The organism is Phormidium sp. FACHB-1136 (genome assembly GCF_014697375.1).
Classification (GTDB): domain Bacteria; phylum Cyanobacteriota; class Cyanobacteriia; order Phormidesmidales; family Phormidesmidaceae; genus Nodosilinea.
On sequence record NZ_JACJRS010000034.1, the window covers coordinates 1 to 25,244 of the forward strand.

Genomic DNA, 25,244 nt, shown 5'->3' on the forward strand with positions numbered 1-25,244 from the left:
TCATCGAGGAATTGCTGGAAATGGGTCTGATTTAGATGGGGGTGGGTTTGGCTCCAGTGCCATCCACTGACCGGGTCAACCACCCCATAGAGCCAGAAGGCTTCCCGGGGCCAATCTACCTTGGCAATGGGCTTGACGCCCTTGGCGGTAATCACTCGACCCGTCTCGGTTTTGCGCCCAATCCGGCTTTCGTCCTGCACCAGATACCGAATCGTGGGCAGGTTCAGCATCGATTGCAGGGCCATCAGGGCGAGACTGAGGTTTTTTTAAACGTCGCTATCGCCTCTGGAGACGGCTTTACGCTCCGGGGACGGGGCACCTTGAGTTTGGCTTGCAGTTTATGGCTCACCAATTTCCGCACCGTCTCGTAGTGCACCGTCAGACCACACTCCTGCTCCAACCAGTCCACAATCGCCCCATAACTGCGAAAGCCCTCTTCCGACGCGAGACGGTGCTTCAATTTCTCCAGCACCTCTCCCCGAATCTGGGGCACCGCTCCGGGCGCTTTCTTTTCCTCCAGCAGAGTGGCTAAGCCCCCTTGACGGTACAACGACAGCCAGCGGCTAATCGTCGCTGGGCTGCGTCCCAACCGCTCACCTATCTCCTGCCGATACCGGATTTGGTTGGTTTTGATCCACCACAGCATCTGCAACCGCTCTTTGCGAAATCCCGTTTTCGCCTGCTTCAGGCTTTTCTCCAGAAAGGTTTCGCTTTCAGCCACCTCAATCACGAAGGGGCGGGCCATCCTCTCTACCCTCTCGAACGTCATCCCCTATTATGCTCAACTTCATGTCGGATTTGTATTACCCCGCAAACGGTAGAAGCAAGGTCTTCTCGTCCGCTGATACCGGGGGTAAGTAAGCCGGATTTAGTATAATTGAACGTTCAAAATTGAGATGTATCCAAATGGGCAAGGAGAGGAGTGGATCGTAGACGATGGATAGTCACCACACGATCATCATTCAGCGGTCATATGAGGAATTGGGAGAGGGTGGTGGTGAGGGTTTCGAGGTCGGTGGGGGTGAGGGGTTGGCTTCGGTGGATGGTGGCCCAGAGGTCGGGGAGATCCTGAGCGATGGCGGCGGCAAGGCGTTGTTGGGCCTCGTCGATCTGGTCGAGGGGGACGGCATCCAGGAGGCCGCTGGTGACGGCAAAGAGGATGGCAATCTGTTCGGCGGCGGCCAGGGGTTGAGACTGGCGCTGTTTGAGGACGGCCCGGATGCGGCGGCCCCGTTCTAGGGTGCGGCGGGTTTGGTCATCGAGCTGGGTGCCAAAGCGGGCGAAGACTTCCACCTCTTGGAATTGGGCGTAGGCGAGGCGCAGGTCTCCGGCTACGGATTGGTAGGCGGGCAGTTGGGTTTTGCCGCCCACGCGAGACACAGATTTGCCCACATCCACGGCGGGGAAGATGCTTTTTTGGAACAGTTCCGGGGACAGGTAAATCTGGCCATCGGTGATGGAAATCAGGTTGGTGGGAATGTAGGCCGAGAGGTTTTGGGCCTGGGTTTCGATGATCGGCAGGGCGGTGAGGGAGCCACCGCCGAGGTCTGGGCTGAGGTGGGTGGCCCGTTCTAGTAGGCGAGAGTGGAGGTAGAAAATGTCGCCGGGATAGGCTTCCCGACCGGGGGGGCGGCGCAGTAGCAGAGAGAGTTCCCGGTAGGTGCGGGCGTGGTGGGTGAGGTCGTCGTAGATGACCAACACATCGCGGCCCTGGGCCATGAAGTATTCCCCCATGGTGGTGGCTCCGTAGGGGGTGATGTATTGCAGACCGAGGGGATCCTGTCCGGCGGCAACGACGACGATGGTGTAGTCCATGGCCCCCTGGTCTCGCAGGGTGGCGATTACCTTGGCGATGGCGGCGGATCGCTGGCCAATGGCGCAGTAGATGCAGATCACCCCCGTGTCCCGCTGGTTGAGGATGGTGTCGATGGCGATGGCGGTTTTCCCGGTTTGGCGGTCGCCGATGATGAGTTCCCGCTGGCCCCGCCCGATGGGAATCAGCGCATCCACCACCTTTAGCCCGGTTTGCAGGGGCACCGTCACCGGAGCCCGGTCAAGAATAGCGGGAGCCTCCCGTTCCACCGGATGCCGTTCGGCCAAATTCAACGGGCCTCGGCCATCTAGGGGTTCGCCCATCACCGTTACCACCCGCCCCAGCAGCCCCTCCCCCACGGGCACATCCATCACCCGCTCGGTGCGGTAGACCGTATCCCCCGCCTGGAGGTCGGGGCTGTCGCCCAGCAAAATCACCCCCACTTCATCGGGATCCAAATTAAAGGCAATGCCCAACAGCGGCGGTTGCCCTGGCCCCGCACCGGGAAAACTCACCAGTTCATCGGCCCGCACCCCCGGCAACCCCGTTACACGGGCAATGCCGGGACGCACCGACTGCACCTGTCCCGTTTCCCGCAGGGTGAGGCTAGGGTGATAGTCGGCCAAGACTTGATCAAAGATGGTCTGAGCGTTGGTGCAGGTGGATTGGATGGACTGGGTGGTGGTCATGGGGGATGGGTTATTGGTTATTGGTTATTGGGGGTTGGGAGGGATCTTCTGTCGTGAGTCCTGGGTTGGTGAGGGGCTTCTCGGCTAGGTCTGTTTGGGTGAGGGCGGCGGCAAGGTGTTGTTCTAGGGTGGTGAGGTAGGTGTCGAGGCTCCAGACGATCTCCTGCCCTGCCAGTCGTAGTTCAATGCCGCAGATCAGGTCGGGAACGGTGGCGAACTCCACCGGGGGAACCTGGCCAAAGGTGGCCTGGAGGGTGTCGATTACCTGCTGTTGGAGGTCGGCGGAGAGGCCAAAGCTGCTGCGTACTGCTATGGGTTCAGCCAGAGATTGGGCCAGGGTTTGGTGCTGATCGGCGGGCAGGTGGCGCAGATGGTCGCAAAACACCGCCACCATTTGCCGCTCTAAATCCGCATTGGCCAGGTCTGCCAAGGCTCGACGGGCAATGGCTGTGGTTTGCTGCATCACCTGTTGGCGCAGGTTGAGCAAAAAGGCCTGCTGGGCTTGGTGCAGATCCGCCTGCCAATCGGCCCGTTGGTCAGCGGCCTCCTGGCGAATTTGGATGATCTGCCGCTGTCGTTCCTGTTCCGCCTCGGCCCGCGCCGCCGCCAGTAGGGTCTGCCGCTGGTCTGCCAAATCCTGCTGCTGCTGTTGATAGGCCAAAAGCGCCTGTTGGGCCTCCGTCTGAAGCTGTTCTGCCCCTTGCCAGCGTTCCTCTAGCCCCTTTTGCCGCTGATTTAATACCTTAAAAATCGGCTTGTAGAGCACCCAGCGCAGTAGCGCTACTAGGATGAGAAAGTTGACAATTTGGGCAAACACTGTGAACCCGTTAATTAACACCGTTAGTTCCCCAAAAAGTAGTTCCAGAACGGATTCACAAACAGCAAAATCATCGATACCACCAGGCAGTAAATGGCGGTGGATTCTACCATGGCCAAGCCCACAAACAGGGTGCGGGTGATGGTATTGGTTTTATCGGGCTGCTGGGCAATGGCTCCCAGGGCGCGGGCTACCGCCATCCCCTCCCCAATGGCGGGGCCAATGGCTCCAATGGCGATGGTGATTCCTGCCGTGGCGATGGATACTGCTCCAATTAACGCGAGATCAGTCATGGGATATCTCCTGGGTAGAACGGGAATGGCCTTGCTGAACAGCGGTGGCCGATGCCAAATAGACCAAGGCCAATACCGCAAACACGTAGGCTTGGATGAGGCCAAACACAAGCCCCAAAATCTGCATCACCACGGGCACGAACAGGGGCACTAAGGATAGCAAAATAGCCACCAACAAATTGCCGCTCATAATGTTGCCAAAGAGCCGCACCGCTAGGGCCAAGGTACGGGAAAATTCTCCAACAATTTGAAAGGGCAACATAATCGGCGTGGGCTCTAGGTAACTTTTTAGATAGCGACCTAGACCCTGACTACGAATACCGTAAACAGGCACCGCTACAAACACACAGATTGCTAAGGCCGTGGTGGTAGACAGCGACCCCGTGGGGGCTTGATATCCCGGCACCGCCGCCAGCACATTGGAGGTAACGATGAACAAAAACAAGGTGCCCACAAAATCAAAGTAGGGCTCTGGATCCTGTTGGGTAATGTCCCGAATTTGGTCGTAGATGCCCTCCACCACCATTTCCAGTAGGTTTTGCCAGGTGGGCAACGGCGGCACCACCGTCAACCGTCGGGTCACCACCGCCGCCCCCACCACTAGCAGCGCCATGGTAAACCAGGTAAACACTAGGGTGGCGTTGATCACCAGGGGTAATCGCTCGAAATAAATAAGGCTGTCAGGGCTGATTTCCATGGGCCACGGCTCAGGGCATTAGTTTCAGTATCGCCCATGCCCTTCTTTCGGTTGGCTAAGTGTTAAGCGAGGTTACGGTCAATCCTCCTCGCCCCAATCGCCTAGGGCGGCCTGGGGTCGCCAGCGGGCCACCAGTAGGGTGCGGGCCATCAGAAAGCCCACCATGGCGATCAACAGCCGTTCCCAGTGGCCCCCAACCAGCAGATAAAATCCCAGCAGGGCTAAGACAATTCGCGCCAAACTACTGCCCACCATCAGCAAGATGGGATGCCGACTGGTAGCCATGCGCTGCACGGTGAACCATAGGCAACTGAAGTACAAAAGCCCTAGGACAAAACCAACAGGAAAAACAGCGAAATCAGCCAGTAAGGTGTTAATAGAAAAGTCCATGGTGCTCCTCATTACTAAAATTAATATTTGGTTTAGCTCAGGGTCTTCAGATGATTCAGAATTTGCAAAACACGATGGAGTTCATTCTGTTGACGATTCAAGGAAAAGTCATCAGAAAATTCATACTGTTGACCATACAGTTTCAAAAACATGGAATAAGCTCCGTTGCTGACCATCCCAAAGGTGGGTGATTCTGGAGCCGGATTAGCCACCATGTAGGCCAAGGCTTGGGGCAGCGCAACATCAATACTAAAGGAGGGACGTTTTGCTTCTACCAAAACAATCCACAGCTTTTCCTGCACAATTAAGCTATCAATGCGGCCTTGGTAGATTTTATCGTCGTCATCCTCAAGTTCGATGCGAATGGATGCTTCAGAGCGTAATCGGAAGGGCGCATCGTAGAAGCCTGCAAGCTCCAGGAGTGGAGCAACCACAATAAAATTCACGCCGCCTTCGAGTAAATGACCGAACTGCCGATGATAGAGATAGCGTTGTTTGATGAGATCGAGCCGCTGCTGTTCGGCGGTTGTGAGCGGAGGAAATTCTGTTCGCCATTCCACAAAAAAACCTGGATCGGATCGGTAAGATAGACCAAACCGGGTCTCCGCTTCTGCAAGACTGTCAATATAGTCGGTAATGGCAAGGGATTGAGTCATCGAATCTTACAGAATCGGCGTGATTTTATTCTAGGTGTGGAATTTCAGGTGTGGAGTTTTAGGTGAGTCTTCGGGTTAGGGCTCTACGGTTCTTGCTCTTTTTGAATCCAGTACCAGGCGTTCCAGCAGCCGAGGGCAACTCCGACAAATAGCAGCATCAGCGTCCAAGAATAGGGGCTGGGCCAGCGATGGTCAATCCAGCGACCGAGGGCAATGCCCAGCAGCAGGGGCACCATCACCGACCAGCCCACCATGCCCACCAGTCCCAAGCTGGCCCATAGGCTGCGATCTCCCTCCCGCCGAGCCTGCGCCCGACGCTGGGATTTATCCCGGACTTGTTTTTCAAAGGCGTCACGGTCTGGACGGTCGGAGTTGGGCGAAGAATGGGGCGGGGGATGGGGACTCATGGGGTGCCTCCGAGGTCGATGAATTCGCGCAAGAAGCTGGATTCTAGTTTGGAGAGCCGACTGCGGGCCTGGGCTTCCCGTTCTTCCAGGATTTGAAATCGCTGCCGGACAGCCTGTTGCAGGGTTTCGAGGGAATCACCCGGTACACCATGGCGCACGGCCACCCGTACCGTGGAGCCTTGTTTGACCAACAGCCCTTCATCCACGGCCCACAGCACCTCTTCACCGCTCTCCAGCTCAAAGGCAAGGATGCTGGGCACCAGGGCCGCTACGATATCGACATGGTTGGGCAGCAGACAAAATTCGCCGTTGTGGCCCTCGGCAGTGAGCTTGGCGATGGGTTGATCCACCAAAATTTCTGTGGGCTGCATCAGGATTAGGTGCATTAGCCCTCACCCCCAGCCCCTCTCCCACGGGGAGAGGGGAGATAGAAATGGCTTGTAACGTCTCTCTCCCTTAGGGCTGCGTTGTACACATAAGCCCTTGACGTAGACGATATCGGGTATCGATCCCCCCTAGCCCCCCTTAGCAAGGGGGGAACCGGAGTCAAAGTCCCCCTTTTTAAGGGGGATTTAGGGGGATCTCCAAGGACTTGCGGCATAAAAACAAGATGTGTATGCACAGTAGTCCTTGGGGAGAGGGATTTAGGGTGAGGGCCAGACTGTGACAAAAGAGCGCTTTCGCAATCCGCTGAGGTTAGACGTGGGGGCATTGAATCCGAGACCGCTACGTTAGCGTAGGTCATGGCTTCGCCTCCGTGATGTCTCCGATCATATAGAGGACACTTTCGGGGGCATCGGCAAAGGCATCGTTGAGGATTTGGTCGCAGCCGTCGAGGGCCGCTTCTAGATGCACCATGCGACCGGGTTTGCTAGTAAATTGCTCGGTGGAGAAAAAGGGCTGGGTGAGGAAGCGCTCTAGCCGTCGGGCACGGTAGACGATTTGGCGATCCGTCGCCGACAGTTCCGCCATCCCCAGCATGGCGATCATATCTTTGAGTTCTTCGTAGGTGGCGAGGGTTTGGCGCACGGCCAGGGCGATTTCGTAGTGGCGCTGTCCGGCGATAGCGGGCATCAGCATTTTGGAGCTAGACCGCAGGGGATCTACCGCTGGGTAAAAGCCCTCGCTGGCCCGCTTACGCGACAGCACAATGGAGGCGGACAGGTGGCCGAAGGTGTGGACAGCGGCGGGATCGGTAAAGTCATCGGCGGGCACGTAAACCGCCTGGACGGAGGTGATCGCCCCGGTGGTGGTGCTGGAGATGCGCTCTTGTAGGGCGGCGAGTTCCGTGGCCAGGGTCGGTTGATAGCCCACCCGCGAGGGCAGTTCCCCCATCAATCCCGACACCTCCTGCCCCGCCTGGATGAAGCGGAAGATGTTGTCGATCAGCAGCAGCACATCCTGATGGGCCTCGTCCCGGAAATATTCCGCCATGGTCAGCGCCGCATGGCCCACCCGAAACCGCGCCCCCGGAGGTTCGTTCATCTGGCCAAACAGCATCACCGTGTGGTCTAGCACCCCCGCCGCCTGCATTTCGCGGTAGAGTTCCTCCGCCTCCCGGTTGCGTTCGCCAATGCCGCAAAATAGGCTGATGCCCTGGTGCTGGCTCACCATGTTGTGGATCATCTCGGTGATCAGCACCGTTTTGCCCACCCCGGCCCCGCCAAATAGGCCCGCCTTGCCGCCCCGCTCAATGGGGGCCAGCACGTCGATAACCTTGATGCCTGTCTCCAAAATTTCCGACTCGGTGGACTGCCGCACCAGGGGCACCGCCTGCTGGTGAATGGATCGCCAGGTCACATCGGTGGGCGGCGCTTGCTGATCCACGGGTGCGCCAAACACGTTAAACATGCGGCCCAGCAGCGATGGCCCCACGGGCACCTGCAAGGGATGGCCCTGATCCACCACGGTCGCCCCTCGCCCCAGACCGGACGTAGGGGTGAGGGCAATGCCGCGCACCACCTCCGCGTTTAAGTGGGCCACTACTTCGATAATCACCTGGCCCTCTTCTCCAGCATTGAGCTGGTTGAGAAAACTGGGCAGGTGCCGAGGAAACCGTACATCCACCACACTGCCCCGCACCGAAACCACGGTTCCAGTGTTCAGTTGGGTCTCAACAGCATTGGCCATGGTTATGCACCTCCCAGGTCTAGATCCCAGGGTTCTCCCTCGGTATGTTCTCCCGATCCTAGCCCCTGGGTCGAAGAACCCTGGGATCTTCGCATATCGTAAGGAGATGTCCTAGCTGACTAGGTGATGGCTGATGGCGAAACGGAGGAGTTCGGAGCGGTTGCTGGTGTCAGTTTTGCGGAGGAGACTGCTGACGTACTTTTCCACAGTGCGCGGGCTGAGGAAGAGGCGATCCCCAATCTGGGCATTGGAGAGCCCATCGGAGAGCAAAATCAGCACATCCTGTTCGCGGGGGGTGAGGTCTGGGCCTAAATCCGGCGGGGGCATATAGGGGGGCGGCGGTGGGGCCATGGTTCCCGCTGGGCCGTCGCGTTCCCAGGTTTGCCCTGCGGCCTGCATGGCCCGCTGCTGGGCAGTTTGCAGCGCCACCTGCTGAATCCAGGCGGACTGAATTAACTGGGATCGCTCCAGCAAATTTCGCACAATCGCCCCAATTTCTTGCAGGTCAAAGGGCTTGGGTAGATAGGCATCGCAGCCCACCTGGTAGCCCCGGATGCGATCCTGCATGGCGTTGTGGGCCGTCAAAAAAATCACAGGCAACAGCCGAAAGGCGGGATGTTGTCTCACCTTTTGAATCAGCGAATAGCCATCCAGATGGGGCATTCCAATATCGGTGATGATGAGCTGGGGCTGATAGTCGAAGACCTGTTGCAGCGCCATTTCGCCATCACTCGCCAACACCACCGAGTAGCCCTCCAGCTCTAGGTAGTCACAAATGGAGAGACGGGTGCCCTCATCATCTTCGGCTAGTAAAACCGTTAACGGCATGGTCTAATACCCAGTTTACCGATGAACCCAGCCAAGCCCCAAGGTACCCGGCACCCTGGACAATTGCCACGGTTACCCCCCAGCCCTGATCCTACGGCTCATACCCCTTTAGCCTAAGGGAGAATGGGAAAGGCGGGGGGGAGTTGTTGTTGAAATTAAACTTTGGCGTAGCGTAACCCCAAAGTTCGCAACAAAACGACATAACGCCACCCCCCATACCTAGGGTTCGTTGAGAAACTGGGCGATTAAATCCTTGGCGGGTTCTACCATGGCCCAGGTACCATCGGCTTGGCGACGCATGGCCGCAAAGGCCACAATCGATCCTCGCCCAATCACTTCCCCTCGGCGGCGATCCCCAATTTGTCCTTGAGTAACACCGCACAGCCGAAACAGATAAGCGGGCACATCGGGGCTGGAGACCACCAGACAGCGATCTTCGTTTCCCGCCGCTTGCTGCACCTGGCCATCAAAGGGCATATACAAACGGTTGCCGCCTAGGTCAATGGCCACATCCCCCAAACCGCTGTGAACCTCGTAGCCCGCCAGCTTATCACCGGGCTGCAAAGACCAGTTTTGATACAAATTAAATGTGCGCGGCGGCAGAGTCTCCTGCTTCGCACTACAGCCCATCCCACCCAATACCCCCAAAACCACAACCCATCCCCAGACCCGCACCATAGCTAGGCTCCTAAAACGGTACTTGCGTACTTAGCCTCTAATTATAACGATGATGGCAAAACAGGTCATCAGTACTGTAGGTGCTTCCCCAGGCCAAAAGCGTCCATCCACAGCATCAATGACCCAGTCCTAGCATCGCCAGCATCAGCTTCCTTTGGGGTAGGTCGGGCGATGGTCTGGGCGATGGTCTGGGCGATGGTCTGGGCGATGGTCTGGGCGATGGCCATCCTGAAACAGCCCGACCTCACTGACCGTCCAATCCGCACTGACGCGGGTGCTATCGAGTTGCAGCCGATTGGGGGGCAGGTCATACACCTGAATCTGACGCTGATTCCAAGCCGATTCCCACAACTCCCGTTGTATGGGTCGGGAATCTTACCCACAGCGGGTGAATAGGTTTTGTAGCACTGGCAATAGGTCAGGATGCCCCCATTCCATTGTTGTGCCATGAGCGTTCAGCTATATTTCCATTGCCTCGTTGCCACCCTCACCCTGATTATGGTCGATCGACAACGTGCCGCCAAACCACCCCAAACCGCCCAGGCCCATTGCATCGAAGGGCTGCTGTATTGGCAACTAGAGCAGTGGCCCCAGGCCATGGCCTGCTACAAAAGCGCGATTGCCGAGTTTCGGGCCGCCCATGACCTAGCGGGCTTGGGGCAAACCTGCTGCCACCTGGGATCCATGATGCTGCAACGTCATCGCTATGGGGCTGCACAGCGTTGGGCTGAGATTGCCGTGTATTGCCTTGCCAACGCAGAGGGATCGACCACCGTTTACGGGCAAACACACTATGCGGCGGCGCTGCACCTACTGGGCCAAATCCATGTCTACCAAGGGCACTACGCCCTCGCGGTTCAGCATATCGAACAGGTCTTAGCCATCCGCCATGAGCTGCGCGACGAGGTAGGTGAGGCACTGGCGCTGGTTGACCTGGGGCGAGCTTACCAAGCCCAAGACCAATACTGGTATGCCCTGGCCTGCTATGAAGGGGCACTGGATATCGGCCAATCCCTGGAAGCCGTCTTTGAGGGAGCTTGGTTCGAGGCCAGGGTACGGCGGCTGATGGCAAAACTCTGCCGCACCTGTGGCCGTTGGGATCTGGCCATTAAGCACCATCTGGAGGCTTTGGCCTTGGGCAGGGCGAATCGCCACTACCCAACAGGTTAAAGGGTTCAGGGTTCAGACCCAAGCGGATGCCAATTCCCCGCATGGATGTGCGACGATGCGCCCCTATCGACCCCAACCCGTGCGCCCCTACCTGTCTCGACTCTCAGGTTCTTAATATTCGTTTACAATTAGAGCAAGCTTTGAATAAACACTTTGAACCGGGGCAACGGCAATGGAAGCAACCTGGCTAGATAGCAACTCCTGGCTGATTGAATTGGGCGGTCGGCGCATTCTCATCGACCCCTGGCTGGTGGGAGAGTTGGTGTTTGGTCAGCAGGCTTGGCTATTTAAGGGAGACCATCCCCAGCCGCGATCTTTGCCGGACAAGGTTGACCTCATTTTGCTCAGCCAGGGTCTAGAGGATCACGCCCATCCACCGACGCTAAAGGCGCTGGATAAGGCCATTCCCGTCGTTGGTTCCGCCAGTGCCGCCAAAGTCGCCCAATCCCTCGGCTTTACCCAGGTGACGGCCCTTGCCCACGGAGAGCGGTTTACCTTGGCGGATAGTGTCACCATTCAAGCCGTCCCCGGTTCCCCCATTGGCCCCACCACCGTAGAAAATGGCTACATCCTGCGGGATGCGGCCACGGGTCACTCCCTGTTCTACGAACCCCACGGTTTCCATGCCCCCAGCCTCAAAAACGAAGGCCCTATTGATGTGGTGATTACCCCGGTGCTGGATTTAGCCCTGCCCTTGGTTGGCCCCATCATTCGCGGCCAAAAGGGTGCCCTAGAACTGACGGACTGGCTGCAACCCCAGATAATTTTGCCCACCGCCGATGCCGGAGAAGTGCAGTACAGCGGCTTCCTGATCTCCCTTCTGAAGGCGATTGGCGGAGCTGAGGCATTGCAATCGGCCCTAAAAGCCAAGGGCTTGGCCACCCAGGTTCTACAACCCCAGGTGGGTCAAACGCTCAACCTGGATCTGCGTTCTGCTGCCGTGCCCTTAAACTAGAAAAGGTTGAAACGTCGCCCAAGGGTTCAGAAAACTTCCTAGCCAGTCGGCTTCCCTGGCCCTCACCCCCAACCCCTCTCCCAGAGAGGCTACTGTGTACACATAGGTCCTTGACGTAGACGATATAGGGAATCGATCCCCCCTAGCCCCCCTTAAAAAGGGGGGAACCGGATTCACAGTCCCCCTTTCCAAGGGGGATTTGGGGGGATCTCCCAGGCGTGACGGCATGAGAACAGGATATGTACAAGCAGTAGCCCAGCTTGGCAGAGAAATTTAGGGTGTAGCTTGCTTCCCGCAGGGTGGGCTAAGTCAGGGTAGAAAGACTGTTTTCGACCGAATCTAGCCCCTACTCCCGATTTCCTATTCCCCACCTCCTCTCCCGCTATGAACTTTTTGGCAAAGCTAATTCCTGGTCATGGATCCGCCCCTACCCTACCCAAGCGCAGCCGTCGGGTGCGGGGGGTGGAGTTGAAGTCGGCGGCGGAGATTGAGATGATGCGCCAGTCGGCCCGGATTGTGGCCACGGTGCTAAAGGAAATTGAGGCGATGGCGGAACCGGAGATGTCCACCGCTGACCTGGATGCCCACGCCGAAAAACGCATTCGCGAGATGGGAGCCACGCCCAGTTTTAAGGGCTACCACGGGTTTCCGGCCTCCATTTGTGCCTGCATTAACGATGAAGTGGTACACGGCATTCCCCGCAAACGCCACATCATTCGTCGGGGCGACCTGCTGAAAGTGGACACCGGAGCCTACTACAACGGCTTCCACGGCGACTCCTGCATCACCATTGCGGTGGGGGAAGTTGCCCCCAAGGCCCGCCGTTTGATGGAAGCCGCCGAAGCCGCCCTCTATGCCGGGATAGGCCAAGTGAAACCCGGTAATACCTTGTTGGACATCGCCGGAGCCGTCGAAGATTGCGTCAACAGCTACGGCTTTAGCGTGGTAGAAGACTTCACCGGGCACGGAGTGGGCCGCAACCTGCACGAAGCGCCCTCGGTGTTCAACTTCCGCACCCGCCAACTGCCGAATATGACCCTGCGCCCAGGTATGACCCTAGCCATCGAACCCATCCTCAACGCCGGATCGAAACAAACCCGTACCCTCAAGGATCAGTGGACAGTGGTGACGGTGGATCGATCCCTCTCTGCCCAGTTTGAACACACCGTCCTGGTCAGCGAAACGGGCCACGAAATCCTCACCGACCGCACCGCCATCGAGGTCTCCCCCGCCCTGCGGTTGGCCTAACAGATCAGATCCAACACACGGTCGAGAACCCTGATAACCCTATGCCTGGAGCATCGCCAGGGCCACCGAGGCATTCCCACTCCCCGCCGGACAAGGTACTGCTGTCTGCGGGCTTAGTGTTGTTGGCGTTGGTTCTGGCCCACGAGGTGACCTCTAGGCACCTGCGGGTCATGAATTTCGCGGATCCAATGACAGTGGAGGCCATCGTCTTAGACTCCCATATTCGACGCGAGGGCGGTGGGCAGACCTGTCAACCCATTTTCCGCTACGAGGTCAACGGCGAACCCTGGACGACCCAGTTGCCAACCGCCAATCCCCAGTCTTGCTACACCGATGGTTACACCGTCCCCCTCACGGTGGATGCCGCCAATCCCCACCGCATTGCAGACCGGGCCAGTGAACGCTACGCCCAACAGGGGCGATACGGCAGTCTAGCCATGGTAAGCGCCATGCTGGGTATCGGTGGATGGTTGCGCTGGCGAAAATTAGGACTGCCATATCAGGTTTGGCGGTGTCGTCGATAGAGGACAAATCCCGCTACCGCCATCGCTGCCGCCGACAAAATATGCACCACATTAAAGGGCGTACCGGGGAAAAACCAGGAATCCGTGCGGAGGAATTCGATAAAAAATCGACCGAGGGGATACCAAATGAGATAGCCCAACGCCAAGTCTCCGGGTTTCAGTTGCTTTTCAAACTTGCGGGCAATCCAAACTAAAAGGGCAAATCCCACTACATTCCAAACCGATTCATACAAAAATAGAGGATGGAACCGAGTCGAATTGGGATACTGGGCAATGTTGTTATAGGGGGGAATGCGGTGCTGAACGTCAATGCGAAGACCCCAGGGCAAAGTCGTCGGGGGGCCGTAGAGTTCTTGGTTGATGAAATTTCCCCAGCGACCAATGGCCTGAGCTAGGGGTAAGCCTAAAGCAATGCCGTCTAAGTAAGGTAGCGGATTAAGCTTGCGAATACGACTAAATAGGAATAGCGCAATGGCCCCAAAGATAAATCCACCAAAAATGTGAATGCCGCCGCCCCATACCTGCAAAATTTTTCCGGGATTCGCTAGATAGTAGCCCAATCCCTCTGGCCCCCGTGGAGACTGAATGAACACGTAGTACAACCGCGCTCCAATGAAGCCTGGAATTAAAATCCAGAACAACATATCCCACAGGTTATCGGGGTCTTCTCCCTGGCGGGCCACATAGCGACTGGCCACCGTTGCAGCAGACAAAATGGCCATCAACATCAATAGCCCATACCAGCGTAGGGCAAAGGAACCAAGTTCAAAAATAATCGGAGAAACGGGAGGATACATGGAGAAATTGGGAAAATGGGAAAATGGGTGATAAGTCAATCAGATAAAAGGGCTAGGCTTTTGTTTGACAACGGCGTCAATTGGATTGAGAGCGCAGCATTTTATAAATCGCAGATTCAAATCTGAAGTGCAACACTCTGTCTCAGAGCCGCTGTCAGCCTTCGCGGTCATGACCACAACCAGGAACACGGTACAGCGCAGCACAGCAGGCTATAGGTCTCCTTCATAGGCTTAGTCTTAGATCCATGGCTGCAAGCGGATTTGAGCAGGTGTTGCACTTCAACCTTGAATTGGCCAATGCCAGCCCCTTCTATGTAGCCAGCACCATCGCCTAAGCTACCCGTCATCAATGGGCACCTGAATTTCATACCGGGTCTTTTCCTCCTGGAAGCGCTGAAGAATAAGCTGCTGATCCTCAGAGGATAGCGCTAATAGAGCTTGCACCAAGCCATCGATAAGTTGTGTTCCTCTCTTTCACCCGGTTTTCATCCCTTCTGTGGCATTCTGTCAGTTTTTTGTGCGAGTTGCCATTAGGAGGCTGATTGAAATCGACAATCAACCCCTAATTCCGCGCAAAGCCGCCCACCTCGGGCCGATAGCGGGCCACAAAGCCGCCCTGGCTGTCGCAGATGGCCACTTGGCGGTTGGCTCGACTGGTGGCGGTTTTGGGGCCGTGAATGAACACATCTAGGGACTACACACTCACCATCGAATCCGAAATCATCGGGTCTGGGACTTGGAAGGCTCGCACTTGGTTGAGGGCAAGGTAGCACTGGCTCAGATCGTCAATCAGGGCTGTGGCCCCCTTGGAATCGCCGAGGGTACAGGCAAGGGCTAGATGGCGCTGAAGGTAGATGATGGCTCGGCTGTAGTCGTGAATGGCGAGGCTGGCACGGGTCAATTGGGTGAGGATGCGTCGTGTGGTTTGGTGGCTGGCCACGGCGGTAGGGGTGGCTTCATTCAGTTGGAGGAATTTCTCATAGCACTCGATGGCCTGGGCGTAGTGGTGCAGAGTGTGGTAGGTGTTGCCCAGGTTTTGCAGCACTTGAAGTTGTACGGTGGTGTCCCCTAAGGTCTTCGCCATCAGCCAACTGGCTTCGTAGAGGGTGGCGGCTTGGCGATTGAGACCCTTGACGCGGTAGATCATGGCCAGGTTGTTGAGGGCGCGCATTTCGGCCTGGGAATCATGTAATTCCTTGGCCAGTTGCAGACTTTTGCCCATGTGGTCGAGGGCGGCTTGCAGGTTACCGAGGTGTCGGTAGCTGTTGCCCAAGTGCTCTAAAACCTGTTGCTGCAAGGGCTGATGCTGAATTTTCTGAGCTAGGAGCAAACATTGACGGCCATAGTCGGCGGCCCAGAGGTAGTCGGCGAGGCGATAGTAGGCGCTAGACAACACCATCAGCACCTTGGCCGTGTTGGGCTGATCGGCGGCCTGCTGATAGTTGGAGAGGGCATGGTGGAACTGCTCTAGGGCAACGGGGTATCGGCCCTGCCGGAAATGGGTGAGCCCCTGCCTCAGGGCTTGATCCGCCAATGCCGCTAACCGAGGTCGATCCGCCTCCGCCACCAGGGGAACCGTAGCAGCGGGATGGGGGATATGGAGGGTGTCTTCCTCCATGGATAGGAGCAGGGTGGGGCGAGGCTTAGGGGGGGATTGCATAGGTCGAACACAGCAATGCTGCGGAGGCAGGCGGTCGGTCGATGCGCTTCCCCTAGCCCACCGTAAATACCCACGGTGGATAGGGGTAGTGACGATGACTTTATCCTAACTTTGCAAAACCATCCGTGAAAACCGTGTAACCACATATGCTAACAACACGATTTTGAATCGTCATCCCTGGGCAATTTTTCGGTTATGGAACGCTGACATCAAGATTTGGCGGGGGCATGGGGTTCTGCAACCCTCTGAACCCGCTGTTTATCCCCATGACCTACGATGGAACATGGCAACATGGTGTTACTTTTCCCAATCCCGTGGCTGATTCTCCCTTCCTAGACGAAACGCTGCTATTTGACCCGACCCCCGCTACGGAATCGGCGTTATCGGTCATTTTTGCCTTCCCGAATACCTACAGCGTCGGCATCACCAGCCTGGGCTATCAGGTGGTGTGGGCCACCCTAGCTCGTCGTGCCGATGTGGCCGTGAGCCGTCTGTTTACGGATCATCAGGAATCCCTGCCCGCTCGGCCTGAGGTGGTGGGGTTTTCGATGTCCTGGGAGTTGGACTACGTCAATGTCCTGTCCCATTTGGAAAATCTCCATGTCCCCACCCATGCTGAAGATCGGGGTGAGGCGCATCCCCTCGTGTTTGGCGGTGGCCCGGTATTGACAGCTAATCCCGAACCCTTCGCCGCCTTTTTTGACGTGATTTTGCTGGGGGATGGCGAAACTCTGCTGGATGATTTCCTTGACCAGATCGTGACTCTCAAAACCGCTTCCCGTGCCGAAACGCTACGCCACCTCGCCCAAATGCCGGGGGTGTATGTGCCCGCCCTGTATCGTCCGGTTTACGCCGACCCCACCGGGCCAATGGTGGCGATTGAACCCATCGACGACGGCATCCCCGCCCAAGTGCAAAAGCAAACCTACCGGGGCAACGTGCTGTCTACCTCCACGGTGGTGACGCCCCTAGCTGCCTGGGAAAATATCTTTATGGTGGAAGTGGTGCGAAGCTGCCCGGAAATGTGCCGCTTTTGCCTCGCTAGCTACCTCACCTTGCCCTTTCGCACCGCCAGTCTGGAAGGATCGCTGATCCCTGCCATCGAACGCGGCCTAGCGGTGACGGATCGCCTGGGTTTGCTGGGCGCGTCTGTGACCCAGCACCCGGAATTTGAAACCCTGCTGGACTACCTCAACCAGCCCCAGTTTGACCATGTCCGGCTCAGCATTGCCTCGGTGCGGACGAATACCGTCAACCCCAAGCTGGCGGAAACCCTCACCCGCCACGGCACCCGATCCGTCACCATTGCGGTGGAAAGCGGCTCGGAACGGGTGCGCCAGATCGTCAACAAAAAGCTGGCCACCGAGGACATCGAAGCCGCCGCCGTCAACGCCAAGGCCGGGGGGCTGAGTGCCCTCAAGCTCTACGGCATGGCGGGCATTCCCGGCGAAGCGATGGAGGATTTGGAGCAAACCGCCACCATGATGCAGCGCCTCAAAAAAGCGGCCCCCGGCCTGCGCCTCACCCTGGGATGCAGCACCTTTGTACCCAAGGCCCACACCCCCTTCCAGTGGTACGGCATCAACCGCGAGGCGGAAAAACGGCTGAAGTTTCTGCAAAAGCAACTCGGCAAAATCGGCGCAGACTTTCGGCCCGAAAGCTACAACTGGTCGGTCATCCAAGCCCTCATTTCCAGGGGAGATCGCCGCCTTACCCCGCTTTTAGAACAGGTGCGCCACTACGGCGACTCCCTCGGTAGTTACAAGCGGGCGTTTAAGGACATGAAAGGCCAGCTTCCACCGCTGGATTTCTACGTCCACGACACCTGGCCCCCCGACCAACCCCTACCCTGGGATCACCTGCAAGGCCCACTCCCCAAGGCCACCCTGGTTAAACACTTGGCCGAAGCGCAGGCCATAATGGCCGTTCCCCAGCCTGTGGCCTAGCCCGGTTGGTTGGCTCTAACGACGCCCCCCAACCACCGGACGCTGATTTAAATCGGCCAACCGCTGCCACTCCTGCTGAAGGGACTGCTGCAAAGAAAGGTTAAGGGGATCCAACCGCGCCGCCTTTTTCAGGCAGGCCGAAGCCTTGGTCAAGTTGCCGTCGCTGATGGCCATCTGCCCCCAGCGATAGTAGGTGATGGCGTGCCACTGGCGAATTTCTGGATCGTTGGGAAACCGATGGGCCAGCCCCTCCACCAAGGCCACCGCCCTAGGATAGCGCTGACTGCGAAAAAGCTCCTGAAGCTGCCTAAAGCTGTTCTGCTTCAGGTCTTGGTCGGTTTCAGACCCGCCGGGGGACGGCTGCATTGGGGGCTGGGCGGGGGGCTGATGGGTCTGCGATGTCCCGATTTTCGGTGAGGGCGGCGAAGCTGACCGAGGAGACGCTCTACGACTTGACGCCGGGGGCTTAGACGGGGCAGGCTTGGCGGTCACGGTCGCGGCTTCTGGTGGGGCCGTGGGGCGAGAACTCACCTTCGACACCCCAGCAGGCAGATCATCGACAATGGCCTGGTAAGCCTGGGTAATTTGGACAAACTTTTCCTTCGCCAGGTGATCCCCCGGATTTACATCAGGGTGATACAGCCGCGCCAGGTTGCGGTAGGCCAACTTCACAGCCTCAAAATCGGCCCCAGTACGCAGGCCCAAAATTCGATAGTAGTGTGCCGCCGCCATGGAGTCTTCCTTTGGTAATCGCTCCGGAGTCTGAATGCCGTCCTAGGGAGCGCAGAATAACGAGGAGTCTAGTTTAGGTCGCCCCTATTCTGCCAACTTTCGGGAAAAATGACGCACCCATTTATACTAAATCCGGCTCGTTTGCCCCCGGTATCAGTGGGCGAGGAGACCTCGCCCCTAGGGTTTGCTGGGCCGGGAACCGGGGTTATCTAATTCGGGTTTGGTATTTACCAGGGTAGATAGACCAGGCTATTCCTACGACCTGGCAAGAACGCCGCCGCGAAGAGGACTCCATAGCGCTAACGATGCCTTACTGCGCGGCCCGAATTTTGACGCGACCGGTTTGAATAGCATCAAATAGGCGGTTAATTTGCTGACGTTCGACTTCATCCACGGTGCCATCGGCCAGCACTAGGGCGGAGAGGTTTTGGTACTGGACTTGGGTAATGTAGCGTTCTTCTAGCACTTGGCTGACGAGGTGAGTGATGGGGCAGTTGCCGGGAGCCAGGGCAGAATTGGCGGTGCAGGGCGCATCGGGGGAGGGAGGAGGGAGGGGAGGGGTTGGAGAGGCGGGGGAAGTCATGGCACGACCTAAAAGATGTTGTTATTTATACAATGCCCACCTGGGCTGTCTAGGCAACAGAAATGATACAAGCCGTTGCAACGGGGTGCGACATGGCTACTCGATGGCTACCGGAAGACAACACCGAAGGCATCACACCAAAGGCGTAACACAAGGGCAAAAATTCGCTACCCTAGACGGTCGTGGGTTTAGCCCAGGGCATCGTTAAGCGTGGTTGACCGGGGAGGTTGCCGATGACTAGGCTACAACAACTGAATCGACAGCGGGTAGGTCTCCTGCTGGGTGGGGTGGGCCTGGTGTGGGGGCTGGGAGGTTTTGCGACGGTGGGGCTGGCGACAGAAGCCTCTGTCCTGGCCAACGCTAAACCGACCGATGCGACCCTGGCTGGAACGAAGCAAACCGCTGCCCAGCGCTACACAACCGCTATGCTGGCGGGCTATGGGGCGGCAGAACAGCGGGATTACCACACGGCGCTGATTAATTTTCGTCGGGCTTTGGCGGAGCGGCCAGGGGACCGCTATGCCCTGGCCGCCATTCGCAACATGGAAAACTACATTGCCATTCAGCGGGCCGAAGCCGCCAAACGGGCCGAAATTGCCCGCCTAGAAACCACGGTGGCCTCTGCTGTGGCGGCTCAGGATTGGGCCTGTGCGGCGGCATCGGTGGATCGCCTGGTGGAGTTAATTGCCCCCGATTCACCGGATCGGGCTAGACTGATTGCCTACCGGGGCGAACTAGCGGGCATGATTTCCTCGCGGGCCAACCTAGATCAGTGGTCTACGGTGTGTCCGGGGGGGCAGGTTTAGGTGAGGGGTTCTCCATGCGCCATGGGGGCGCGAGAGGTGTGATGGTATGACAGACGCAACCCAGGTTGAGATCCCTAGGGCTAAGTTTCCAAATGTGGTGAGTGCCGAGTGGCTGGCGGATCGTTTGACCGATCCCCAGGTGGTGATTGTGGACTGCCGCTTTTCCTTAGCGGATCCGCAATTGGGCCAACGGCAATACAACGCTAGACACATCCCTGGGGCTTGGTATCTCCATTTGGATCGGGATCTATCCAGCCCGGTACAACCTCACGGAGGTCGCCATCCCCTACCGAATTGGGACATCTTTTGCCAGCGGCTGGGGACGATGGGTATCGCTTCGGATTCCCCGGATTTGCCCCATGGCCCAACCCAGGTGGTGGTGTATGACGATTCCCGCTTTGCCTTTGCCGCCCGCCTGTGGTGGATGCTGAAATACCTGGGCCACGACGCCGTTGCAGTGCTGGATGGCGGCTGGGATGCATGGCAACAGGGTGGCTATGCGATCTCTACCGACTTACCGGAACCGCGAACGGGCCAGTTTATCCCCCGCCCCCAGACTGATTGGATCGTGGATATCCACCAAGTGCGCCAGCGCAAGGATGATCCCGGAGTGCGGCTGATTGATTCCCGCGAACCCGCCCGTTACCGGGGGGAAGTGGAGCCCATCGACCCCGTGGCGGGCCACATTCCCGGTGCCAGCAACCAACCTTGGCAGGCGGTCTCCACCGCCGAGGGCTACCTCCAACCCATCACCACCCAGGCTAAATTTTGGGACGACTGGGCGGACGCCGAGGAGGTCATCGTTTACTGTGGATCTGGCGTCACCGCCTGCGTTAATCTGCTGTCTCAGGCCGTGGCGGGCCAACCCCTAGCCAAGCTCTACGTCGGCGGCTGGAGCGATTGGTGCTCCTACGAAACCATCGAGGGCTAACCCACCGCTACCCTGGGGGCAACATAGCATCCCACCAACGCCCTCCCTTACCCTATGACAACGCCCTATGGACTGGCCCACCTTCTCCGTCATCATCCCCACCTACCAACGGGAAACCGTCCTCTGCGACACCCTAGACAGCCTACTGGCCCAAGATTACCCGCATTATGAGGTGATTGTGGTGGATCAAACCCAAACCCACCAGCCCGACACGGAACAGCGCCTCACGGAACTGGCCCAGGCAGGGCGAATCACGCGATACATCGTCACCTGGGCCAGCTTGCCCGCCGCTCGCAACCTTGGCATCGAGCGATCCTCCGGCGAGATCGTCTTGTTTATCGACGACGATGTTGTGCTGCCCCCCGGTTACCTCCAGGCCCATGCCCGCACCTTTGTAGAACGTCCCGATGTGGGGGCCGTGGCGGGCCGTGTTTTCGACCGCATGAAGCTGGCGGAACAGAAGGATCTCGAAATCGACTATCTGCCGCCAGAAGCCATGGATCCCGGCATCGCCTGGTATCACATCGATCTCGTCCACACCACCCAGCCCCAGCAGGTGCTCACCGCCAGGGGGTGCAATATGTCCTTTCGGCGCGTGCTGTTCAGCCAGTTTGGCCTCCGGTTTGATGAACGCTTCTACGGCAGCGCTGTGCGAGAGGAGTCGGATTTCTGTCTACATATTCGCCAAACAGGTTACATCATTTGGTACAGCCCAGAGGCCCATTTGGTTCACCTAGGCGAAGAAACCGGGGGATGCCACGATATCAGCACCCGCTCCCTGCGTTATCAGTTATTTTTTTACCACAACCACTTTTTGCTAGGGCTAAAAAACCTCACCCTTGGCCAAAATCTACGACTTTTCGGTCGCCTATTCGATTGCCACGTCCTTGGCCATGCGCCTTGCAATAAAGATCCAAACCCCCTAAAAGTCATTAGCCGTGGCGGCTTTTACCTCTGGGGGTTGGCCTATGCCGCGTATACCCTAGCCATCACCGCTGGGCGCAAAGGGCGCTTATATCCCCAATCCGCCGTGATCGACCATCCTCTATAGCTTTGTCAGCTAACCCGCTTCACTTCTAGAATTCACCGCGAATGGCTTCAATGATGCCATCGCGAATCAGGATTTCCACCTGAAGTTTTTGCACCAGGTTGTCGCCGACAGCAACATTAAAGAAGCTCTCTACTTTGCCCTGTTCTACTTCTACATCCATCTCTAGGGTTTGCACCTGTTGAAGTTGCTGAAGGTTTTGATTCTTTTGCTGAAGGAGCTTGCTTTTATCTTGGTTGAGGCGATTTTGCACTTCGGCCATTTGTTGCTGAATGTTAGCATTACCAGGCTGAGTTTCAGCTTGCTTTTGCAGTTCACTCACCACCCGCTGGCCCTGCATCTCTAACTGTTGCAGTTGGCCATCGATTTGATTGATTTGGCTTTGCAGTTGCTTTTGGGCCTCTTCTTTCCACAATGGCGTCACCACTGCTTTGATGTTGACCACGCGCTTTAGCAGCAAGGAGTTATTGTCATCCATAACCGTTAGATGTACTCAACAAGGATGGGCATTGACTACGGCGGCGATCATCACCAGACCGAAGGGTTGGGTGGGCACGAATCAGGGCTGATCCCATCCTCGCCTACCCAAACATCGCGTCAATCATATCGCGATACCGTTCCGTCACCACGGGGCGGCGCACTTTTAGGGTTTGGGTCAGCAGGCCATTTTCGATGGAGAAGGGTTCGAGCACCAGGCGGAAGGGGCCAATGCGGTCGTCGGGTCGATAGCCAGGGCGATCCTTCACCTGGCGGGTCATTTCGTCGCGCAGCAGCTTTTGCACCCGGTCGTCCTCTAGGGTAATGGTACCCAGCCCTTGGGGTACGGGGGCTTCGTCCCCTGGAATGGCGATGAAAAGAGACTGGCTGGCGGCCCAGGCTTGCAGGGCATCTAGATTGGGCACCACCAGGGCACCGAGGGAGCGCTGATCTTGCCCCACCACCATAATTTGGTCGATGTAGGGGCTGCGGATGCAGGCGTCTTCGATGGGCTGGGGTTCGATGTTTTCGCCGTTGGTGAGGACAATGGTGTCCTTGGCCCGCCCGGTGAGCACCACGTTGCCGTCCTTGCTAATCCAGCCCAGGTCGCCCGTGTCGAACCAGCCTTCGGGGTCGATGGCTTTTTGGGTAGCTTCGGGGTTGCGGTAGTAGCCTTCCATAATCTGCGGCCCCCGTGCTAAGACGAGGCCCTGGCTACCGTGGGGCACTTCATGGCGAGTTTCCAAATCCACCACCTTAATTTCGGTGAAGGGGATGGGTTGTCCGGCGGCACCGCGCAGGTTGCTCCAGGGGCGACGGGCGGAGAGCACCGGGGAGGTTTCGGTGAGGCCGTAGCCCACCAGCAGGGGCACGCCGATGATTTCAAAGAAGCTATCAATGTGCCGCGCCAGGGAACCGCCGCCGCTGATCAGTTGCTTCACTTCGCCCCCGGTGGCTTGGCGCACCTTGCCGTAGACCAGGGCTTTGCCCACCTGGTGCAGGGGCCACAGGGCCAGGGCAGCGAGGCCAGAGGTAAGCCGCTCCACCGTCGAGAGGTTGGGGGCGTCGATTTTCATGTCTTGGTAGCGCCAGAGGTGGGTAACGTAGCGCTCGCTGAGGCCAAAGCAGGTGAAGATCAGCTTTTGTTTGGCCGCGCTTTGTTCCCGAAACTGGCGCTGCGCCCCTTCGTAGATCGATTCCCACAGGCGGGGCACCCCCACCATGTACTGGGGTTTGGTGCTCTTCAGGTCGGTTTTGAGGTGGCGAATGTTGCTGTAAATTTGGCTGCACCCATTGGCCAGCAAAAAGTATTCCGCCGTGCGCTCAAAGCTGTGCCAGGAGGGCAAAATCCCCACGACGCGATCCCCCGGTTCCGGCTGCACCACCGACCGCAGGGTGTTGATCTGGTGCAGCAAGTTGCGGTGGCTGAGCATCACCCCCTTGGGCTGGCCCGTGGTGCCGGAGGTGTAGATTAGGGTGGCCAAGTCCTCTGGCTTAATGGTGACCGGGGTGTAGGGATGATCCTTCCCTAGGGCCATCAGTTGGCTGAAATTCAGGATTTTCAGCCGTTCATCGGCGGGGGGGTCTTCATCGGAAAGCAAAATCACCAGGGGAATCGGCAGATTGTCCAACCGTTGACGCAGCCGCTTCAGCAGGGCCACGTTCTCCACCACCAGCACCGTACTTTCGCTGTGTTCGGCGATGTAAAGCAACTCCTCGGTTTCGGCGGTGCCACTGCGAACCGCATCCATGCCCCCGGCGGTCATAATCCCCTGGTCGGCAATGAACCAGCGGTGGCTGTTATCGGCAAACAAGGCCACATGGGTGCGGTTTTCTATCCCCAACGCCTGCAATCCGCTGGCAAAGGTACGAATCGCTTCCCCCAGTTGCCGATAGGTGAAGGTGGCAGTGGGTTTGTAGTGGGGGTCGTTGAGAGCCACGATGTCGCTGTATTTTTCCGCTACGATGGGCCAAATTTCGTGGATGGCCTGGAGGTGTTCGTAGGGATTGTGGGCAGACAAAAAGGCCCGATCATGCTGGCGAACCTCTTGCAGAGCGTCACTAACGGTCATGGGGGGGCACCAATAATAACGATAAAATTACCGAGGGGGTCACAAAACTAGGTTGGGGTCATCCTACCGCAGCCGAGGGGTAGGCTATTCACGTAGCTTAGCGATCTGTGGCGTTAGTAAATTTCTAAAAGAACCAGATATTCAACTGGATTGGCCTGGAAATGGCTCCCATGTCCCCAAAGTCACGGCAATCCAAAAAGGGCATGGGAACTCCCAAAGGGCATGGGGTTCACCAAATGCGGCTGAGGTCTAGGGTGAAGCCGGGGAGTACCGGATCGCCGCTGAGAATAGTCGGATCGGCCATCGTTTCTGAAACCCCTCTAGGACGGTAGATGTAAACCCTGCGCTGTTGCCGATCAATGAGCCAGCCCAGTTGTGCGCCATTGTCCATATACTCCACCATCTTGTCTTGGAGAAGAGACAGACCATCGGTTTCAGAGCGCAGCTCAATCACAAAATCGGGGCAGAGGGGGGCAAAGCCTTTGCGTTGGGCTAGGGTGAGCGCCTCCCAGCGGTCTTTGCGGATCCAGGCGGCATCGGGGGAACGTACGGCCCCATTGGGCAATCGAAAGCCCCCGCTAGAGCCAAAGCCCACCCCGGTACCGTCTTGCCGCGCCCAGGCCCAAAGTTGGCCAATCAGATCAAAGTTGCGTTCGTTGGTTTCGGAACCCGTAGGAGCCATAATCAACAGGTCATGGTTGGCGGTGCGCTCGATTTGCAGGTCGCGGTTGGCCTGACAAAAGGCAAAAAAGTGCTCGTCGCTGAGGGCAGCGATGTCGGCGGGGAAATGCAGCAATAGCGGTTGCCGCAACGGCTGAGCCACAGGGTGAGACATAGCACCATCCAATGCCGGGAGGTTTGAGATCATCATGGCACAGGGGACTGGCGGATCGGTAC

Annotated in this window: 29 protein-coding genes and 1 pseudogene; 8 read left to right on the forward strand and 22 right to left on the reverse strand. The window is 57.6% G+C overall.

The features are described 5' to 3' along the window. From H6G62_RS12005 to H6G62_RS12070, 14 genes and pseudogenes are all read right to left on the reverse strand, one after another. A pseudogene (locus H6G62_RS12005) lies at positions 1-245 on the reverse strand (hypothetical protein); the annotation flags it as partial. Then, positions 245-745, reverse strand: a complete 501-nt coding sequence (locus H6G62_RS12010; protein ID WP_190495383.1) for a helix-turn-helix domain-containing protein — start codon at positions 743-745, stop codon at positions 245-247. The pseudogene H6G62_RS12005 and the gene H6G62_RS12010, both read right to left, overlap by 1 nt. Positions 746-969: 224 nt before the next feature. Next, the gene (locus H6G62_RS12015; protein WP_190495385.1) at positions 970-2,502 is read right to left on the reverse strand and encodes an alternate F1F0 ATPase, F1 subunit alpha; all 1,533 of its coding nucleotides are present in this window, start codon (positions 2,500-2,502) and stop codon (positions 970-972) included. A 10-nt stretch (positions 2,503-2,512) separates the two neighbouring features. After that, entirely contained in the window at positions 2,513-3,340 is an 828-nt protein-coding gene (locus H6G62_RS12020) for a F0F1 ATP synthase subunit B (RefSeq protein ID WP_190495387.1), read from the reverse strand. A 2-nt stretch (positions 3,341-3,342) separates the two neighbouring features. Then, positions 3,343-3,612, reverse strand: coding sequence for a F0F1 ATP synthase subunit C (locus H6G62_RS12025; RefSeq protein WP_190495389.1), 270 nt, complete (start codon positions 3,610-3,612; stop codon positions 3,343-3,345). Further along, positions 3,605-4,309, reverse strand: a complete 705-nt coding sequence (locus H6G62_RS12030) for a F0F1 ATP synthase subunit A (RefSeq protein WP_190495390.1) — start codon at positions 4,307-4,309, stop codon at positions 3,605-3,607. The genes H6G62_RS12025 and H6G62_RS12030 overlap by 8 nt, the downstream gene beginning before the upstream one ends. A gap of 78 nt (positions 4,310-4,387) precedes the next feature. Next, a complete protein-coding gene (locus H6G62_RS12035; RefSeq protein WP_190495392.1) occupies positions 4,388-4,699 on the reverse strand; it encodes an ATP synthase subunit I in 312 nt (103 codons plus the stop codon). 32 nt (positions 4,700-4,731) lie between these two features. Further along, a complete protein-coding gene (locus tag H6G62_RS12040) occupies positions 4,732-5,355 on the reverse strand; it encodes a type I restriction endonuclease subunit R (protein ID WP_190495394.1) in 624 nt (207 codons plus the stop codon). An 83-nt stretch (positions 5,356-5,438) separates the two neighbouring features. Beyond that, entirely contained in the window at positions 5,439-5,762 is a 324-nt protein-coding gene (locus H6G62_RS12045; RefSeq protein ID WP_190495395.1) for an AtpZ/AtpI family protein, read from the reverse strand. Beyond that, complete coding sequence (locus H6G62_RS12050) at positions 5,759-6,148, reverse strand: F0F1 ATP synthase subunit epsilon (RefSeq protein WP_190495397.1); 390 nt, start codon at positions 6,146-6,148, stop codon at positions 5,759-5,761. Before H6G62_RS12050 ends, H6G62_RS12045 begins: the two co-directional genes overlap by 4 nt. A gap of 355 nt (positions 6,149-6,503) precedes the next feature. Next, a complete protein-coding gene (gene atpD / locus H6G62_RS12055) occupies positions 6,504-7,892 on the reverse strand; it encodes a F0F1 ATP synthase subunit beta (protein WP_190495399.1) in 1,389 nt (462 codons plus the stop codon). A gap of 111 nt (positions 7,893-8,003) precedes the next feature. Further along, on the reverse strand, positions 8,004-8,720 hold the full coding sequence (locus tag H6G62_RS12060; RefSeq protein WP_190495402.1) for a response regulator transcription factor: 717 nt from the start codon (positions 8,718-8,720) through the stop codon (positions 8,004-8,006). A 219-nt stretch (positions 8,721-8,939) separates the two neighbouring features. Then, the gene (locus tag H6G62_RS12065; RefSeq protein WP_190495404.1) at positions 8,940-9,398 is read right to left on the reverse strand and encodes a hypothetical protein; all 459 of its coding nucleotides are present in this window, start codon (positions 9,396-9,398) and stop codon (positions 8,940-8,942) included. 144 nt (positions 9,399-9,542) lie between these two features. Continuing rightward, positions 9,543-9,749 carry a hypothetical protein gene (locus tag H6G62_RS12070; RefSeq protein ID WP_199324934.1) on the reverse strand — a complete coding sequence of 69 codons (207 nt, stop codon included), beginning with the start codon at positions 9,747-9,749 and terminating at the stop codon, positions 9,543-9,545. A gap of 96 nt (positions 9,750-9,845) precedes the next feature. Here H6G62_RS12070 and H6G62_RS12075 point away from each other — a divergent pair, with 96 nt between their 5' ends. From H6G62_RS12075 to H6G62_RS12090, 4 genes are all read left to right on the forward strand, one after another. Next, complete coding sequence (locus tag H6G62_RS12075; protein ID WP_190495406.1) at positions 9,846-10,568, forward strand: tetratricopeptide repeat protein; 723 nt, start codon at positions 9,846-9,848, stop codon at positions 10,566-10,568. 172 nt (positions 10,569-10,740) lie between these two features. Further along, the gene (locus H6G62_RS12080; protein WP_190495409.1) at positions 10,741-11,523 is read left to right on the forward strand and encodes an MBL fold metallo-hydrolase; all 783 of its coding nucleotides are present in this window, start codon (positions 10,741-10,743) and stop codon (positions 11,521-11,523) included. A 384-nt stretch (positions 11,524-11,907) separates the two neighbouring features. Further along, a complete protein-coding gene (gene map, locus H6G62_RS12085) occupies positions 11,908-12,771 on the forward strand; it encodes a type I methionyl aminopeptidase (protein ID WP_190495411.1) in 864 nt (287 codons plus the stop codon). Between the two features lie 41 nt (positions 12,772-12,812). Continuing rightward, positions 12,813-13,295 carry a hypothetical protein gene (locus tag H6G62_RS12090; protein ID WP_190495413.1) on the forward strand — a complete coding sequence of 161 codons (483 nt, stop codon included), beginning with the start codon at positions 12,813-12,815 and terminating at the stop codon, positions 13,293-13,295. Here H6G62_RS12090 and lgt read toward each other — a convergent pair. From lgt to H6G62_RS12100, 3 genes are all read right to left on the reverse strand, one after another. Beyond that, complete coding sequence (gene lgt, locus H6G62_RS12095; protein WP_190495415.1) at positions 13,271-14,092, reverse strand: prolipoprotein diacylglyceryl transferase; 822 nt, start codon at positions 14,090-14,092, stop codon at positions 13,271-13,273. The two genes, H6G62_RS12090 and lgt, sit on opposite strands and share 25 nt — an antisense overlap. Positions 14,093-14,654: 562 nt before the next feature. Then, positions 14,655-14,777, reverse strand: a complete 123-nt coding sequence (locus H6G62_RS28330; protein WP_277883022.1) for a hypothetical protein — start codon at positions 14,775-14,777, stop codon at positions 14,655-14,657. Positions 14,778-14,786: 9 nt separating this feature from the next. Next, the gene (locus H6G62_RS12100) at positions 14,787-15,752 is read right to left on the reverse strand and encodes a tetratricopeptide repeat protein (RefSeq protein WP_190495417.1); all 966 of its coding nucleotides are present in this window, start codon (positions 15,750-15,752) and stop codon (positions 14,787-14,789) included. A gap of 266 nt (positions 15,753-16,018) precedes the next feature. On the opposite strand from H6G62_RS12100, the gene H6G62_RS12105 reads away from it, so the two are divergent. Next, a complete protein-coding gene (locus H6G62_RS12105) occupies positions 16,019-17,698 on the forward strand; it encodes a radical SAM protein (RefSeq protein WP_190495419.1) in 1,680 nt (559 codons plus the stop codon). A 15-nt stretch (positions 17,699-17,713) separates the two neighbouring features. On the opposite strand, the gene H6G62_RS12110 is transcribed toward H6G62_RS12105, so the two are convergent. Both H6G62_RS12110 and H6G62_RS12115 read right to left on the reverse strand, forming a co-directional pair. Then, a complete protein-coding gene (locus H6G62_RS12110; RefSeq protein WP_190495420.1) occupies positions 17,714-18,430 on the reverse strand; it encodes a J domain-containing protein in 717 nt (238 codons plus the stop codon). Between the two features lie 310 nt (positions 18,431-18,740). Beyond that, positions 18,741-19,013, reverse strand: coding sequence for a hypothetical protein (locus H6G62_RS12115; RefSeq protein ID WP_199324935.1), 273 nt, complete (start codon positions 19,011-19,013; stop codon positions 18,741-18,743). 233 nt (positions 19,014-19,246) lie between these two features. Between H6G62_RS12115 and H6G62_RS12120 the strand changes: the two genes are divergently transcribed. From H6G62_RS12120 to hpsN, 3 genes are all read left to right on the forward strand, one after another. Beyond that, the gene (locus H6G62_RS12120) at positions 19,247-19,819 is read left to right on the forward strand and encodes a hypothetical protein (RefSeq protein WP_190495422.1); all 573 of its coding nucleotides are present in this window, start codon (positions 19,247-19,249) and stop codon (positions 19,817-19,819) included. 46 nt (positions 19,820-19,865) lie between these two features. Beyond that, complete coding sequence (locus tag H6G62_RS12125) at positions 19,866-20,750, forward strand: sulfurtransferase (RefSeq protein ID WP_190495424.1); 885 nt, start codon at positions 19,866-19,868, stop codon at positions 20,748-20,750. A 67-nt stretch (positions 20,751-20,817) separates the two neighbouring features. Then, the gene (gene hpsN / locus H6G62_RS12130) at positions 20,818-21,801 is read left to right on the forward strand and encodes a hormogonium polysaccharide biosynthesis glycosyltransferase HpsN (RefSeq protein WP_190495426.1); all 984 of its coding nucleotides are present in this window, start codon (positions 20,818-20,820) and stop codon (positions 21,799-21,801) included. A gap of 25 nt (positions 21,802-21,826) precedes the next feature. Here the strand turns inward: hpsN and H6G62_RS12135 are convergent, their stop codons facing one another. The 3 genes from H6G62_RS12135 to H6G62_RS12145 form a co-directional block, all read right to left on the reverse strand. After that, positions 21,827-22,276 carry a YlqD family protein gene (locus H6G62_RS12135; RefSeq protein WP_190495428.1) on the reverse strand — a complete coding sequence of 150 codons (450 nt, stop codon included), beginning with the start codon at positions 22,274-22,276 and terminating at the stop codon, positions 21,827-21,829. Positions 22,277-22,379: 103 nt separating this feature from the next. Next, positions 22,380-24,347, reverse strand: a complete 1,968-nt coding sequence (locus H6G62_RS12140) for a long-chain fatty acid--CoA ligase (protein WP_190495430.1) — start codon at positions 24,345-24,347, stop codon at positions 22,380-22,382. Between the two features lie 229 nt (positions 24,348-24,576). Next, complete coding sequence (locus H6G62_RS12145) at positions 24,577-25,182, reverse strand: Uma2 family endonuclease (protein WP_190495432.1); 606 nt, start codon at positions 25,180-25,182, stop codon at positions 24,577-24,579. Positions 25,183-25,244: the final 62 nt, after the last annotated feature.

Excerpts from the sequence above, each read along its gene's own strand:
- H6G62_RS12010 (WP_190495383.1), bottom strand. The coding sequence starts at position 745 with ATGGCCCGCCCCTTCGTGATTGAGGTGGCTGAAAGCGAAACCTTTCTG.
- H6G62_RS12015 (WP_190495385.1), bottom strand. The coding sequence starts at position 2,502 with ATGACCACCACCCAGTCCATCCAATCCACCTGCACCAACGCTCAGACC.
- H6G62_RS12025 (WP_190495389.1), bottom strand. The coding sequence starts at position 3,612 with ATGACTGATCTCGCGTTAATTGGAGCAGTATCCATCGCCACGGCAGGA.
- H6G62_RS12030 (WP_190495390.1), bottom strand. The coding sequence starts at position 4,309 with ATGGAAATCAGCCCTGACAGCCTTATTTATTTCGAGCGATTACCCCTG.
- H6G62_RS12035 (WP_190495392.1), bottom strand. The coding sequence starts at position 4,699 with ATGGACTTTTCTATTAACACCTTACTGGCTGATTTCGCTGTTTTTCCT.
- H6G62_RS12040 (WP_190495394.1), bottom strand. The coding sequence starts at position 5,355 with ATGACTCAATCCCTTGCCATTACCGACTATATTGACAGTCTTGCAGAA.
- H6G62_RS12045 (WP_190495395.1), bottom strand. The coding sequence starts at position 5,762 with ATGAGTCCCCATCCCCCGCCCCATTCTTCGCCCAACTCCGACCGTCCA.
- H6G62_RS12050 (WP_190495397.1), bottom strand. The coding sequence starts at position 6,148 with ATGCACCTAATCCTGATGCAGCCCACAGAAATTTTGGTGGATCAACCC.
- atpD (WP_190495399.1), bottom strand. The coding sequence starts at position 7,892 with ATGGCCAATGCTGTTGAGACCCAACTGAACACTGGAACCGTGGTTTCG.
- H6G62_RS12060 (WP_190495402.1), bottom strand. The coding sequence starts at position 8,720 with ATGCCGTTAACGGTTTTACTAGCCGAAGATGATGAGGGCACCCGTCTC.
- H6G62_RS12065 (WP_190495404.1), bottom strand. The coding sequence starts at position 9,398 with ATGGTGCGGGTCTGGGGATGGGTTGTGGTTTTGGGGGTATTGGGTGGG.
- H6G62_RS12075 (WP_190495406.1), top strand. The coding sequence starts at position 9,846 with ATGAGCGTTCAGCTATATTTCCATTGCCTCGTTGCCACCCTCACCCTG.
- H6G62_RS12080 (WP_190495409.1), top strand. The coding sequence starts at position 10,741 with ATGGAAGCAACCTGGCTAGATAGCAACTCCTGGCTGATTGAATTGGGC.
- map (WP_190495411.1), top strand. The coding sequence starts at position 11,908 with ATGAACTTTTTGGCAAAGCTAATTCCTGGTCATGGATCCGCCCCTACC.
- H6G62_RS12090 (WP_190495413.1), top strand. The coding sequence starts at position 12,813 with ATGCCTGGAGCATCGCCAGGGCCACCGAGGCATTCCCACTCCCCGCCG.
- lgt (WP_190495415.1), bottom strand. The coding sequence starts at position 14,092 with ATGTATCCTCCCGTTTCTCCGATTATTTTTGAACTTGGTTCCTTTGCC.
- H6G62_RS12100 (WP_190495417.1), bottom strand. The coding sequence starts at position 15,752 with ATGCAATCCCCCCCTAAGCCTCGCCCCACCCTGCTCCTATCCATGGAG.
- H6G62_RS12105 (WP_190495419.1), top strand. The coding sequence starts at position 16,019 with ATGACCTACGATGGAACATGGCAACATGGTGTTACTTTTCCCAATCCC.
- H6G62_RS12110 (WP_190495420.1), bottom strand. The coding sequence starts at position 18,430 with ATGGCGGCGGCACACTACTATCGAATTTTGGGCCTGCGTACTGGGGCC.
- H6G62_RS12115 (WP_199324935.1), bottom strand. The coding sequence starts at position 19,013 with ATGACTTCCCCCGCCTCTCCAACCCCTCCCCTCCCTCCTCCCTCCCCC.
- H6G62_RS12120 (WP_190495422.1), top strand. The coding sequence starts at position 19,247 with ATGACTAGGCTACAACAACTGAATCGACAGCGGGTAGGTCTCCTGCTG.
- H6G62_RS12125 (WP_190495424.1), top strand. The coding sequence starts at position 19,866 with ATGACAGACGCAACCCAGGTTGAGATCCCTAGGGCTAAGTTTCCAAAT.
- hpsN (WP_190495426.1), top strand. The coding sequence starts at position 20,818 with ATGGACTGGCCCACCTTCTCCGTCATCATCCCCACCTACCAACGGGAA.
- H6G62_RS12135 (WP_190495428.1), bottom strand. The coding sequence starts at position 22,276 with ATGGATGACAATAACTCCTTGCTGCTAAAGCGCGTGGTCAACATCAAA.
- H6G62_RS12140 (WP_190495430.1), bottom strand. The coding sequence starts at position 24,347 with ATGACCGTTAGTGACGCTCTGCAAGAGGTTCGCCAGCATGATCGGGCC.
- H6G62_RS12145 (WP_190495432.1), bottom strand. The coding sequence starts at position 25,182 with ATGTCTCACCCTGTGGCTCAGCCGTTGCGGCAACCGCTATTGCTGCAT.